This is a genomic window from Streptomyces sp. NPDC101191, from assembly GCF_044767915.1.
GTDB lineage: Bacteria > Actinomycetota > Actinomycetes > Streptomycetales > Streptomycetaceae > Streptomyces.
Genome location: NZ_JBIWOU010000005.1, coordinates 190,195 through 203,559, shown reverse-complemented (window position 1 = coordinate 203,559; position 13,365 = coordinate 190,195). Strand labels below are relative to the sequence as shown.

The window sequence follows — 13,365 nt, the reverse complement described above, 5'->3', positions numbered from 1 at the left end:
ACCTCGGAGTGCGTACCGCACCGGAAGGAGCGTGCCGATGGGCACCCGCACCGCCGCCGAGCGCCGCGACGAGGCCCGGCGCGCCTATGACGCGTATCTCGCCGAGTGCCCCGCCCGGCAGCTCCTCGACCGGCTCTCCGACAAGTGGGTCACGCTGCTCCTGAACGCCCTCGCGGACGGCCCGCGCCGTTACGCCGAGCTGGGGCGCACCGTCGCCGGGATCAGTCAGAAGATGCTCACGCAGACCTTGCGGGGCCTGGAGCGGGACGGGCTCGTCGCCCGTACGGTCACGCCCTCCGTGCCGGTGCGGGTCGACTACGCGCTGACCTCGCTGGGCGTGAGCCTGCTGCCGGTGGTGCGGGCCGTGAAGGAGTGGGCGGACGGGCACATCGAGGAGGTCGTCTCGGCGCGCGAGGCGTACGACGGGGGCGCCGACGCGTTTTGACCCGCTCGGGGGAGCCCGGGTAGGCTTCTGCCTCGTATGCGTATTGGCTTCGTCGTTCTCACGCGAAAGAGCCCTTACGCAAGTTCCCTGGAGCAGTTACCAGTGGCTCGCATACGGGCGGTGTTCCCGGCAGTGCAGGCCCCAGCTGCATGATCGCTTCAGGTGTGTCTGGACTCCATCCACTGAAGAAGCGAAGGCTACGAAGTGCGTACGTACAGCCCCAAGCCCGGCGATGTCACTCGCCAGTGGCACATCATCGACGCGCAGGACATCGTCCTGGGCCGTCTGGCGACCACGGCTGCGAACCTCCTGCGAGGCAAGCACAAGCCCGTGTACGCCCCCCACATGGACATGGGCGACTTCGTCATCATCATCAACGCTGACAAGGTCCACCTGTCCGGCAACAAGAAGACCCAGAAGATGGCCTACCGCCACTCTGGCTACCCGGGTGGTCTGCGCTCCGTCCGCTACGACGAGCTGCTGGCCAAGAACCCCGAGAAGGCCGTTGAGAAGGCCATCAAGGGCATGATCCCCAAGAACTCCCTGGGCCGTCAGATGCTCTCGAAGCTGAAGGTCTACGCGGGCGAGAACCACCCGCACGCTGCCCAGCAGCCGGTCCCGTTCGAGATCACCCAGGTCGCGCAGTAGTTCCGGCCACACCCCCTAAGAACGAAAGAAATCTGAGGAGCATCGTGGCCGAGACCACCCCCGAGACCCCCGTCGACGAGTTCGAGGGCGTCGAGGAGTACACCACCGAGACCGAGATCGTCGAGGGTGACTACACCTCCGAGTCCCTCGCGTCCCGCTTCGGCGACCCGCAGCCGGCCGCCGGCCTGGGCCGTCGCAAGAACGCCATCGCCCGCGTCCGGATCGTTCCGGGCACCGGCAAGTGGAAGATCAACGGTCGCACCCTTGAGGACTACTTCCCCAACAAGGTGCACCAGCAGGAAGTCAACGAGCCCTTCAAGGTGCTCGAGCTCGACAACCGCTACGACGTCATCGCCCGCATCGCCGGTGGCGGCGTCTCCGGTCAGGCCGGCGCCCTGCGCCTCGGCGTGGCCCGCGCCCTCAACGAGGCCGACGTCGAGAACAACCGCGGCCCGCTGAAGAAGGCCGGCTTCCTCTCCCGCGACGACCGTGCGGTCGAGCGCAAGAAGGCCGGTCTCAAGAAGGCCCGTAAGGCCCCGCAGTACAGCAAGCGTTAATCGCCTGCTTCGGCTGCTCTGTTCGTACGCCCCGGCGGCACTTCCGTGCTGCCGGGGCGTACGGCTTTTTCACATCTTGCTTTCATAATCTTGAGCAGGACCCGGTCATCATGCTGGGCACAGACTTGAGCACCTTCCGCACGGCCTGGACGTAAAAACGGGCATCAGCCGTGCAGGGGATCGCATTCTCGGAGCACTTTCGGAGGACAGCTGTGGGACGACTCTTCGGCACGGACGGAGTGCGCGGTGTGGCCAACGCCGACCTGACGGCGGAGCTGGCGCTCGGCCTGTCGGTCGCGGCCGCGCACGTACTCGCCGAGGCGGGCACCTTCGAGGGGCATCGGCCGACCGCCGTGGTGGGGCGGGACCCGCGCGCCTCGGGAGAGTTCCTGGAGGCCGCCGTCGTGGCGGGCCTCGCCAGCGCGGGCGTCGACGTCCTCCGCGTCGGGGTGCTCCCCACCCCGGCCGTCGCGTACCTGACCGGCGCGCTCGGCGCCGACCTCGGCGTCATGCTGTCCGCCTCTCACAACGCGATGCCCGACAACGGCATCAAGTTCTTCGCCCGCGGCGGCCACAAGCTCGCCGACGAGCTGGAGGACCGCATCGAGGCCGTCTACGAGGAGCACCGCACCGGCGCCCCCTGGGACCGTCCGACCGGCGGCGGCGTCGGCCGTGTCCGCGACTACGACGAGGGCTTCGACAAGTACGTCGCCCACCTGATCGCCGTCCTCCCCAACCGGCTCGACGGGCTGAAGATCGTCCTCGACGAGGCCCACGGTGCCGCCGCCCGGGTCTCGCCCGAGGCCTTCTCCCGGGCCGGCGCCACCGTCGTGACCATCGGCGCCGCGCCGGACGGACTCAACATCAACGACGGCTGCGGCTCCACCCACCTCGGCCTGCTCAAGGCCGCCGTGGTCGAGCACCAGGCCGACTTCGGCATCGCCCACGACGGCGACGCCGACCGCTGCCTGGCCGTGGACCACACGGGCGCCGAGATCGACGGCGACCAGATCCTCGCCGTGCTCGCCCTCGCCATGCGCGAGGCCGGGACGCTGCGCGGCGACACCGTCGTCGCCACGGTCATGTCGAACCTCGGCTTCAAGCTGGCGATGGAGCGTGAGGGTCTCTCGCTGGTGCAGACCGCGGTCGGCGACCGCTACGTCCTGGAGGCCATGAAGGAGCACGGCTACGCCCTCGGCGGCGAGCAGTCCGGGCACGTCATCGTGCTCGACCACGCCACCACCGGCGACGGCACCCTGACCGGTCTGATGCTCGCCGCCCGGGTCGCCGCCACCGGCCGCTCCCTCGCCGAGCTCGCCACGGTCATGGAGCGCCTCCCGCAGGTCCTGATCAACGTGCCGGACGTGGACAAGGCGCGCGTGCAGACCTCCGCCGAGCTGGCCGGCGCGGTCGGCGAGGCCGAGCGCGAGCTGGGCACCACGGGCCGCGTCCTGCTGCGCCCCTCGGGCACCGAGCCGCTGGTCCGGGTCATGGTCGAGGCCGCGGACATCGAGCAGGCCCGCTCGGTGGCCGGCCGTCTCGCCGACGCCGTGAAGTCGGCGCTCGGCTAGGTCGTTTCCTTCGGATCACGCCGCGAGCCCGGCAGGATCCGGAAGAGACGGCCTCGTCACGACGTCGCCTCGTCGGCCCCCGCTCCGGTACGCCCGGGACGGGGGCCGATGGCGTTCCCCGCGTACCTCGGGCCTCCTCAGGCCTTCCCGTGGTCGCGGGTCCAGCGGCCGCGCTGGGTGCGCCACAGCAGCATCTGCCCGAACAGGGTGACGGTCCCGGCGAGGATGATGCCGGTCAGGTTGAGCAGCAACTGCTCGACGGAGCCCCACATCTGGGAGAACTGCCCGTAGCTGAGGGCCACGGCGGCGTTCGCGGCGGCCGGCACCGTCGTCACGGAGATGGCGACCCCGATCAGCGCCCCCGACTTCGTCGAGGTGAGCGAGAGGGTGCCGGCCGCGCCCGCGAGCACGGCGACGACGAAGGAGAACGGGTCCGGCTTCCAGATGAAACTGGTGTTGGCGCGGGGCCCGTCCAGCTGCTCCACGCTGAACAGACCGAGCGCGTCCATCCCCAGGCTGAACACGGTCGTCGCGACGATCGCCGCGGCGAAGCCGACGACCAGGGCGTACGACGAGCGCAGCACCAGCTTCGGGGCGCGCCGCACGATCCCCGTGCAGATGCCGGCGAGCGGGCCGAACTCCGGCCCGACGGCCATGGCGCCCACGATCAGGATCGCGTTGTCGAGCACGACACCGCAGGCCGCGATCATGGTGGCCAGGATCATGAAGGCGGCGTAGGTGATGGTGAGCGTCGACTCCTCGTGGGTGGCGTCGGTCAACTGCTCCCAGATCACCGCGTCGGCGGCCTCGCCGGGAGCCTCCTCCTCGGCGGCGACGGCCCGCTTCGACAGCGACAGGTCGATGTCCTCGACGGCGATCGACCCGTCCTGGTCGATCCTCAGCTCCCGCATCCCGTGGATGAGTTCCTGGCCCGCCTCGCGGGCCACGTCGCACAGGACGAGGTCCCCGGCCGGATCGCGGGCGGCCCCGGGCAGCACCACCAGGTGGGTGGTGCCGACGGTTCGCTCGATGAGCTCGACGGCCGCCTCGGTACGGTCCGGCGGCACGATCAGTCGCAGGTGCAGCATCCTCCGAGCTTACGGAGGGTCAGCTGGGGACGGTCAGAGCTTGCGGAGGCTGAGCCGCTGGACCTTGTGGTCCGCTCCCTTGCGGACGACGAGGGTGGCCCGGCCGCGGGTGGGCGCCACGTTCTCCAGCAGGTTGACCTTGTTGACGGTCCGCCACATCGTGCGGGCGTAGTCGAGGGCCTCCTCCTCGGACACCTGGGTCCAGCGCCGGAAGTACGAGGACGGGTCCTGGAACGCGGTCTGGCGCAGCTTTCGGAACCGGTTGAGGTACCACTGCTCGATGTCCTCGGCGCGGGCGTCCACGTACACGGAGAAGTCGAAGTAGTCGGCGAGACCGACCCGGGTGCGCCCGTCCTGGCCCGGCAGTGCGGGCTGCAGGACGTTGAGCCCCTCGACGATGAGGATGTCCGGGCGGCGCACGACCAGCCGCTCGTCGGGCACCCGGTCGTAGATGAGGTGCGAGTAGACGGGCGCGGTGACCTCGTCCTTGCCCGCCTTGACGTCCGCGACGAAGCGGGTCAGCGCCCGCCGGTCGTACGACTCGGGGAAGCCCTTGCGGGACATCAGCCCGCGCGCCTTCAGCTCCTCCATCGGGTAGAGGAAGCCGTCGGTCGTGATCCGCTCGACCCGCGGGTGCTCGGGCCAGCGCGCGAGCAGCGCCTCGAGGAGCCGGGCGACGGTCGACTTGCCGACGGCCACGGAGCCGGCCACCCCTATGACGAACGGGGTGCCGCGCTGCTCGGCCTTCTCGCCTAGGAAGGTGTTGAGCGCCCCGCGCAGTCCGCTGGTGGCCTGCACGTACAGGTTCAGCAGCCGCGAGAGCGGCAGATAGATGTCCCGGACCTCGTCGAGGTCGATGACGTCCCCGAGGCCGCGCAGCCGCTCGACCTCGTCGGCGGTCAGCGGCAGCGGCGTCTTGTCACGGAGCGCACTCCACTCGGCCCGGGTGAGGTCGACGTACGGCGTCGGCTCGGAGACCCGGCGAGGGGTGCCTCCGTTGGCGCCCGTGGGTCCGTTCGTGCTTCGTGGCGGCGAAGTGATCACCCCGCCATTGTCGTGGCTGCGGGGGCTTCGTGGACCGTGGGGTGGGTCACGTGTCCCGGAACCGGGTGCGGCCGGGTCCGGGGGAGGGCCGTCACGCCGTCCGTCGTACGGGCAGGAGCTTCCTGAGGCGGCGCTCGGCGGGCTTCTCGACGCATTCGTGGAGCACCGCGGCGACGACCAGGGTGGCGACGGCCGCGAGGGTCATCTCCGCGAGGTCGCGGACCAGGCCCGCGCTCGGGACGAGGCCGAGGTGGCCGACGACCCTCAGCACCACGGTGTGGCACAGGTAGTAGGCGAAGGACCACTCGCCGAGCTTCACCAGGGGGCGGGAGCGCAGTACGGAGCGCCGCCCGTCGGCGTCGCGCAGGGCGGCGGTGACGATCAGGAGGGTGAAGGCGGGCATGAGGACGGCGTCGAAGTAGCCGTAGTTCGGCGGGACGGGCTTCAGGAGCTCGGGGTGGGCCATCCAGAGCCAGCACAGCAGGATCGATCCTGCAGTGAAGGCGAGCGCGAAGCCGGTGCCGAAGGGCGGGCGCCAGCCGCGCCGGACGAGCAGGCCCGCGCAGACACCGAGGACGAACATCGGGGCGAGCATCGGTGGCGCGTCGATGATGAGGCGCTCCACCTCGGGGGAGTAGTCGACGTGCAGGGTCGTCAGCCGGGTGGCGGCGGTGGCCGCCACGCAGAGCACTCCGAGGACGGCGAGCAGCGCGGAGGAGCGGCGCAGCAGCACCCGCAGGAGCAGCGGGAAGACCAGGTAGAAGAACGCCTCGACGGAGAGCGTCCAGGTGACCGCGTTCATCGTCATGAAGTGGTCGGTGCTCCACGCCTGAGCGAAGGTGAGCGTCCACAGGATGTCCCGCTTGGAGACGGGGACGTGCCACCACCAGTGCATCATCGCCACGGTCAGCGCCGTGGTGACCGCGAGCAGCGGCCAGATACGGGCGAAGCGTCGCCAGTAGTAGTTCAGGGCGGTGTCCGAGGGGCGGGCCACCCAGGCCATGACGAATCCGGACAGGATGAAGAAGAACGGGACGCCCTCGTAGCCGATGGCGGCGAGGTCGAACGCGTCCTCGGCCTCCAGGAAGTACCTGCGCGCGTGGAAGAGGAACACGCCGAGGGCGGCGAACCAGCGCAGTCCGGTCAGCGAGTCGACCCGGGTACCGCCCCGGGGCATCGCCCACGGGGTGCGGGGCGACCAGCGCGCGGGCGGCTCTGCTGCGGTCTGCGTCGCGCCACCGGACCGCTGGGCGGAATCGGCGGCATTCTTCAGGATCGCGGAAATGTTCCCCACCTCTTGGAAAAGTCCCCACGCCGAGATCTTTGCGGGGGATCCGCGACATGATTTGACGATTGGATTACCTGGCTCCGGCCGGGAACGTACCACGGGCTGTGCGGGGCCTGTCAGGTCGCCATGGAGGCCCCCCGGGCGCCCGATAAGCCCCTATTCGGACAAAGCTCGCCCATCGCTCGGGGGGGCGGGGTTGCGATCGCATACCGGGTCACCGGTATGCGATCAAGGTGTCGACCTGCGCGCATAAGGTTCGCGCAGGAATGCGTCCGTCGAACAAAGAGAGCCCGAGTCATGAGAGCACGTGCCCTTCGTCACGTCGCCGCCGCGACCACCGCCGCCTCCCTGGCGCTCCTCCTCACCGCGTGCGGCGGGGAGGAGAAGAAGACCGAGGACACGGGGAAGGCCGACGCCTCCGCGTCCGCCGCGGCCAAGCCCGACGTGAAGGCGCTGTCCGCGGCCGAGCTGGAGAAGCTCGTCGTGGCGCAGGCGGACCTCAAGGGCTACCAGGTCAAGAACGCCGAGGCCGAGGACCGGCTGAACGCCGGGGACGTCGGGGCCGACAAGCCGGCCTGCGAGCCGCTCGCCGAGGCCGTGTCCGGGGTCGCCCCCGGCACCCCGGGCGCCAGCGTCAAGCGCAAGGCCGTCCAGGTGCCGTCGAAGGACACCGTCTCCTCCCCGGAGAACGCCCTGGGGGCGCTCGGCGTGCCCGCGACCACCGTCACCCTCGGCACGTACGCCGGCCAGGGCGCCGAGCAGGCCTTCGCCGCCCTCAAGACGGCCGGGACCGAGTGCGCGGGCGGCTTCACCCTGCTCGCCAGCGGTGAGAAGACCACGATCGCCAAGGTCTCCCCGGAGACCGTCACCGCCGGCGACGAGGCCCTGGGCTGGACGCTCATCGCGCAGATGGAGGGCCGCCCCTTCGTCACCAACCTGGTCGTGTTCCGCAAGGCCAACAACCTCGCCGGCTTCATGACCATCAGCCTCACCGGCAAGGTCAAGGAGATGCCCAAGGCCCTGGTCGACGCGCAGGCGGCCAAGCTGCGCTGAGTCCGGCCGGTCGGGGCCGTTCCGCCGTAGGCTGCCGCCATGTGCGGAATCGTTGGCTACGTCGGCGGTCAGTCGGCGCTCGAAGTGGTGATCGCGGGCCTCAAGCGGCTCGAATACCGCGGCTACGACTCGGCGGGAGTCGCCGTGCTCTCCGACGGGGGGCTCGCCGCGGCCAAGAGGGCCGGGAAGCTCGTCAACCTGGAGAAGGAGCTGGTGGACCGCCCGCTGTCGAGCGGGTCCACCGGCATCGGGCACACCCGGTGGGCCACCCACGGCGGCCCCACCGACGCGAACGCGCACCCGCACCTCGACAACGCGGGTCGCGTCGCCGTCGTCCACAACGGCATCATCGAGAACTTCGCGGCCCTCAGGGCCGAGCTGGGCGAGCGGGGCCACGAGCTGCTGTCCGAGACGGACACCGAGGTCGTGGCCCATCTGCTCGCCGAGGAGTTCTCCTCCGTCGGTGACCTGGCCGAGGCCATGCGCCTGGTCTGCAAGCGGCTCGACGGCGCCTTCACCCTGGTGGCCGTGCACGCCGACCAGCCGGAGGTCGTCGTCGGCGCCCGCCGCAACTCCCCGCTCGTCGTGGGCGTCGGCGAGGGCGAGAACTTCCTCGCCTCCGACGTCTCCGCCTTCATCGCGCACACCCGCTCGGCGATCGAGCTCGGCCAGGACCAGGTCGTCGAGCTCACCCGCGAGGGCGTCACCGTCACCGACTTCGACGGCGCGCCCGCCGACGTGAGGGCGTACCACATCGACTGGGACGCCTCCGCCGCCGAGAAGGGCGGCTACGACTACTTCATGCTCAAGGAGATCGCCGAGCAGCCCAAGGCGGTCGCCGACACCCTGCTCGGCCGGATCGACGCCGACGGGCACCTGCGCCTCGACGAGGTGCGCATCCCCACCGCCGTGCTCCGCGAGGCCGACAAGATCGTCATCATCGCGTGCGGCACCGCCTTCCACGCCGGGCTCATCGCCAAGTACGCGATCGAGCACTGGACCCGCATCCCCTGCGAGGTCGAGCTGGCGAGCGAGTTCCGGTACCGGGACCCGATCCTCGGACAGCGCACCCTCGTCATCGCCATCTCGCAGTCCGGCGAGACCATGGACACCCTGATGGCGCTGCGGCACGCCCGCGAGCAGGGCGCGAAGGTCCTCGCCGTGTGCAACACCAACGGCTCGACCATCCCGCGCGAGTCCGACGCCGTCCTCTACACGCACGCCGGCCCCGAGGTCGCCGTCGCGTCGACGAAGGCCTTCCTGACCCAGCTCGTCGCCTGCTACCTGCTCGCGCTCTACCTCGGGCAGGTGCGCGGCACCAAGTGGGGCGACGAGATCCACGCCGTCGTCCGGGAACTCGCCAGGATCGGCGACGAGGTCGAGCGGGTCCTGGAGACCATGGAGCCGGTGCGCGAGCTCGCCCGGTCCCTCGCCGACAAGGACACCGTCCTGTTCCTCGGCCGGCACGTCGGCTACCCGGTCGCCCTGGAGGGCGCGCTCAAGCTCAAGGAGCTCGCCTACATGCACGCCGAGGGCTTCGCGGCGGGCGAGCTGAAGCACGGGCCGATCGCGCTCATCGAGGAGGACCTGCCGGTCGTCGTGGTCGTCCCCTCGCCGCGCGGGCGGTCCGTCCTCCACGACAAGATCGTCTCCAACATCCAGGAGATCCGGGCCCGCGGCGCACGCACGATCGTCATCGCGGAGGAGGGCGACGAGGCGGTCGTCCCGTACGCCGACCACCTCATCCGCATCCCGGCCACGCCTACGCTGCTCCAGCCGCTGGTCTCCACCGTGCCGCTCCAGGTCTTCGCCTGCGAACTGGCGACGGCGCGGGGCAACGAGGTCGACCAGCCGCGCAACCTGGCCAAGTCCGTGACGGTGGAGTGAGTGGGGCAGTGAGCAGATGATCATCGGGGTGGGGATCGACGTAGCGGAGATCGACCGCTTCGCCGCGTCGCTGGAACGTACGCCGGGGCTGGTGCAGCGCCTGTTCGTCGAACGGGAGCTGATGCTCCCGAGCGGCGAGCGGCGCGGCCCGGCGTCCCTGGCGGTCCGCTTCGCCGCCAAGGAGGCCCTGGCCAAGGCCCTCGGCGCGCCGGGCAACCTGCACTGGACGGACGCCGAGGTGTACGTCGAGGCCACCGGCCAGCCGCGGCTGCGGGTGCGCGGCACGGTCGCGGCCCGGGCCGCCGAACTGGGCGTGCGGCACTGGCACGTGTCGCTCAGCCACGACGCGGGAGTCGCCTCGGCGGTCGTGATCGCGGAGGGCTGAGCGGTCGCGGCCGCGGAGCCGCGGACGGTCGCGGACGCCGATGCCGCCGGGGGCCGGCGGGGGCCGGCGTGGGGTGAGCGGTCGCCGCCCCGCCGGGGGCCCGCGAGGGCCGGGGCGCCGACCGACGGTCCGCCCCGCCCCCGTGGCGGAGGTGGCGCCGCGCCGGGCGAGCCGCCAGGGTGGGTCCCATGCGTACCGCTTATCGCGTGGAGACCGTACGGGCCGCCGAGGCCGAGCTGATGGCGCGGCTGCCCGAAGGGGCGTTGATGCAGAAGGCCGCCGCCGGGCTCGCCGCCGCCTGCTTCTCGCTGCTCGGGCGTGGCCGGGTGTACGGGGCGCGGGTCGTCCTGCTCGTCGGCAGCGGTGACAACGGGGGCGACGCGCTGTACGCGGGCGCCCGGCTCGCCCGGCGCGGCGCCGGGGTCACCGCCGTACTGCTCGGCGCCCACGCTCATGACGGCGGGCTCGGGGCGCTCCGGGCGGCCGGCGGCCGGGTCGTCGGCACGCACGACGACCCGTACGAGGCGCTCGCCGCCGCCGACCTCGTGCTCGACGGGATCACCGGCATCGGCGGACGGGGCGGACTGCGCCCCGACGCCGTGCCCGTCGCGCGCGCGGCACGCGGCTCCGACGCCGTCGTGGTGGCCGTCGACCTGCCGAGCGGCGTGGACGCCGACACCGGGGAGGTCGCGGGCGAGGCGCTGCGGGCCGACGCGACCGTCACCTTCGGCACGTACAAGCCCGGGCTGCTCGTCGATCCGGCCCGTGAGTACGCGGGCGCGCTGCGGCTCGTCGACATCGGACTCGGCGCGACGCTGCCCTCGGTGCCCGACCTGGAGGCGCTGCAGCACGAGGACGTGGCGCGGCTGCTGCCCGTTCCCGGCGCCGAGAGCGACAAGTACCGGCGCGGGGTCGTCGGCATCGTCGCGGGCTCCGCCCGCTATCCCGGCGCGGCCGTGCTCGCCGTCGAGGGCGCGCTGCGGGGCGGTGCGGGCGCCGCCCGGTACGTCGGCCCGGCCGGTGACGCGGTCATCGCCGCGCACCCCGAGACCCTCGTGCACGCCGGGCCCCCGGCGAAGGCCGGGCGGGTGCAGGCCTGGGTCGTCGGGCCGGGACTCGGCGACGATCCCGGCGTGGCGGAGGTCCTGGCCTCGGACGTGCCCGTCCTCGTGGACGCGGACGGGCTGCGCGAACTCGCGCCGGAGGCCGTCAAGGCCCGCACCGCGCCCACGGTGCTCACCCCGCACGCGGGTGAGGCCGCCGCGCTGCTCGGCACGTCCCGCGAGGAGGTCGAGTCGGCCCGGCTCGCGTCCGTTCGCGCCCTCGCGGCGCGCTACGGGGCGACCGTCCTCCTCAAGGGCTCGACGACCCTGATCTGCGGCCCGGGCGGTGCGGGCCCGGTGCGCGTGAACCCCACGGGCACCTCCTGGCTCGCCACGGCCGGCAGCGGCGACGTCCTCTCCGGCCTCACCGGCTCCCTCCTGGCCGCCGGCCTCCCGCCCCTGGAGGCCGCCTCGGCCGGCGCCTACCTCCACGGCCTCGCCGCCCGCCGAGCGTCGGGCGGCACGGGCCCCGTCACGGCGGGCGACGTGGCCGCCGCCCTGCCGGGCGCCTGGCGGGACATCACGGAGGCCTGACCCGGCGGGCCCGTACGGGCGGGCCGTACGAGCAGGCCTGCACGGGCAGGGATGGGCGGGCCGTACGAGCAGGGCTGCCCGGCCAGGACCGGAGGGGCAGGCCGTACGAGCAGGCCTGCACGGGCAGGAACGGATGGGCGGGCCCGTACGGGCAAGCCGCACGACGGGGCCGCGCACGCCCAGGACCGGATGGGCGGACCCGTACGGGCAAGCCGCACGACGAGGCCCCGCACGCCCAGGTCCGGACGGGCGGGCCCGTACGGGCAAGCCGTACGAGCAGGCCTGCACGGGCAGGACCGGATGGGCGGGCCCGTACGCGCAAGCCGCACGACGAGGCCCCGCACGCCCACGACCGGACGGGCGGGCCCGCACGATCAAGCCGGGCGACCAGCCCTCCGGCACCCCGCCCCGCGCTGCCTCCCCCCCGCCCCGCGCTGCCTGCCTCCGCCCCGCGCTGTCTGCCTCCGCCCCGCGCTGCCTCCCCCCCCGCCCCGCCCCGCGTCGTGCGCCCGCGGTGGGAGGGCTCCGGGGGCGGCGGGGTGACCGGGCCTACAGCGGGGGTACGCGGCCGTGTGGCCGACACCTGAGAGACTGGGCGCGATGACTGAGACACCACAGCCCCGCCGAGCCCGCGCCGAGATCGACCTCGGCGCGCTGCGTGCGAACGTCCGCACGCTGCGCGCCCGTGTCGCGCCACACGTCCAGGTGATGGCCGTGGTCAAGGCGGACGCGTACGGGCACGGGGCCGTGCCCTGCGCCAGGGCCGCGCTGGAGGCGGGCGCGACGTGGCTGGGAACGGCCACGCCGCACGAGGCGCTGGCGCTGCGCGCGGCCGGGCTGACCGAGCCGCGGATCCTGTGCTGGCTGTGGACGCCCGGTGACCCGTGGGCCGAGGGCGTCGAGGCCGGTCTCGACATGACCGTGAGCGGGATGTGGGCCCTTCGGGAGGTCGTCGGGGCCGCGCGGCAGACCGGGCTGCGGGCGCGGATCCAGCTGAAGGCCGACACCGGACTCGGCCGCAACGGCTGCCAGCCCGCCGACTGGCCCGAGCTCGTCGGCGAGGCCCTCAAAGCCGAGGCCCAGGGGCTCGTGAGGATCACGGGGGTCTGGTCGCACTTCGCCTGCGCCGACGAACCCGGGCATCCGTCCGTCCCCGCGCAGCTGGACGTCTTCCGCACCATGCTCGACTACGCCGAGAAGGCCGGCGTCGAGCCCGAGGTGCGGCACATCGCCAACTCGCCCGCCACGCTCACGCTTCCCGAGGCCCACTTCGACCTGGTCCGGCCCGGCATCGCCATGTACGGCGTCTCGCCCGACCCGGTGCTGGTCGGTCCCTCCGCCGCGTTCGGGCTGCGGCCCGTGATGTCGCTCAAGGCGAGCGTGGCCCTGGTGAAGCACGTGCCGGGCGGCCACGGAGTCTCGTACGGGCACCACTACACGACCCCGGGCGAGACCACGCTCGGGCTGATCCCGGTGGGATACGCGGACGGCATCCCGCGGCACGCGTCGGGGCGCGGGCCGGTGCTCGTGGGGGGCCGGGTCCGGACCGTCGCCGGCCGGGTCGCCATGGACCAGTTCGTCGTCGACCTCGGCGGCGACACCCCCGAACCGGGAGCCGAGGCCGTGCTGTTCGGCCCCGGTGACGGCGGCGAGCCGACCGCCCAGGACTGGGCCGAGGCCGCCGACACCATCGCGTACGAGATCGTCACGCGCATCGGCGCGCGCGTTCCGCGCGTCTACGTGGGCGAGTAGACCCGAGGGA

General features: G+C 72.5%; 12 protein-coding genes. 9 read left to right on the top strand and 3 right to left on the bottom strand.

Features of this window, described 5'->3' with window-relative positions; all coding sequences use genetic code 11:
* Positions 1-37 precede the first annotated feature (37 nt).
* From ACIRQF_RS20675 to glmM, 4 genes are all read left to right on the top strand, one after another.
* Positions 38-445 (top strand): winged helix-turn-helix transcriptional regulator, encoded by a 408-nt coding sequence (locus ACIRQF_RS20675; RefSeq protein ID WP_376635427.1) that lies wholly within the window; start codon positions 38-40, stop codon positions 443-445.
* A gap of 204 nt (positions 446-649) precedes the next feature.
* Positions 650-1,093: a 50S ribosomal protein L13 gene (gene rplM / locus ACIRQF_RS20670; protein ID WP_376635429.1), complete on the top strand. Its 444-nt coding sequence runs from the start codon at positions 650-652 to the stop codon at positions 1,091-1,093.
* A gap of 44 nt (positions 1,094-1,137) precedes the next feature.
* A complete protein-coding gene (gene rpsI, locus ACIRQF_RS20665; protein ID WP_128985116.1) occupies positions 1,138-1,650 on the top strand; it encodes a 30S ribosomal protein S9 in 513 nt (170 codons plus the stop codon).
* A gap of 212 nt (positions 1,651-1,862) precedes the next feature.
* Complete coding sequence (gene glmM, locus ACIRQF_RS20660) at positions 1,863-3,221, top strand: phosphoglucosamine mutase (protein ID WP_376635431.1); 1,359 nt, start codon at positions 1,863-1,865, stop codon at positions 3,219-3,221.
* Positions 3,222-3,358: 137 nt separating this feature from the next.
* On the opposite strand, the gene ACIRQF_RS20655 is transcribed toward glmM, so the two are convergent.
* From ACIRQF_RS20655 to ACIRQF_RS20645, 3 genes are all read right to left on the bottom strand, one after another.
* The gene (locus tag ACIRQF_RS20655; RefSeq protein ID WP_376635433.1) at positions 3,359-4,309 is read right to left on the bottom strand and encodes a DUF389 domain-containing protein; all 951 of its coding nucleotides are present in this window, start codon (positions 4,307-4,309) and stop codon (positions 3,359-3,361) included.
* Between the two features lie 33 nt (positions 4,310-4,342).
* Positions 4,343-5,353 carry a type I pantothenate kinase gene (gene coaA, locus ACIRQF_RS20650; RefSeq protein WP_376635435.1) on the bottom strand — a complete coding sequence of 337 codons (1,011 nt, stop codon included), beginning with the start codon at positions 5,351-5,353 and terminating at the stop codon, positions 4,343-4,345.
* 91 nt (positions 5,354-5,444) lie between these two features.
* The gene (locus ACIRQF_RS20645) at positions 5,445-6,647 is read right to left on the bottom strand and encodes an acyltransferase family protein (RefSeq protein WP_404093902.1); all 1,203 of its coding nucleotides are present in this window, start codon (positions 6,645-6,647) and stop codon (positions 5,445-5,447) included.
* Positions 6,648-6,938: 291 nt separating this feature from the next.
* Here ACIRQF_RS20645 and ACIRQF_RS20640 point away from each other — a divergent pair, with 291 nt between their 5' ends.
* The 5 genes from ACIRQF_RS20640 to alr all read left to right on the top strand — a co-directional run bounded on the left by ACIRQF_RS20640 (position 6,939) and on the right by alr (position 13,355).
* Positions 6,939-7,694, top strand: coding sequence for a hypothetical protein (locus ACIRQF_RS20640; protein WP_376635438.1), 756 nt, complete (start codon positions 6,939-6,941; stop codon positions 7,692-7,694).
* A gap of 39 nt (positions 7,695-7,733) precedes the next feature.
* Positions 7,734-9,581 (top strand): glutamine--fructose-6-phosphate transaminase (isomerizing), encoded by a 1,848-nt coding sequence (gene glmS / locus ACIRQF_RS20635; protein WP_382478543.1) that lies wholly within the window; start codon positions 7,734-7,736, stop codon positions 9,579-9,581.
* Positions 9,582-9,597: 16 nt separating this feature from the next.
* On the top strand, positions 9,598-9,966 hold the full coding sequence (locus ACIRQF_RS20630) for a holo-ACP synthase (protein WP_376635441.1): 369 nt from the start codon (positions 9,598-9,600) through the stop codon (positions 9,964-9,966).
* Between the two features lie 188 nt (positions 9,967-10,154).
* Positions 10,155-11,603 (top strand): NAD(P)H-hydrate dehydratase, encoded by a 1,449-nt coding sequence (locus ACIRQF_RS20625; protein WP_404093898.1) that lies wholly within the window; start codon positions 10,155-10,157, stop codon positions 11,601-11,603.
* Between the two features lie 600 nt (positions 11,604-12,203).
* Positions 12,204-13,355, top strand: a complete 1,152-nt coding sequence (alr, locus tag ACIRQF_RS20620; protein ID WP_404093895.1) for an alanine racemase — start codon at positions 12,204-12,206, stop codon at positions 13,353-13,355.
* The last annotated feature ends 10 nt before the right edge of the window (positions 13,356-13,365 follow it).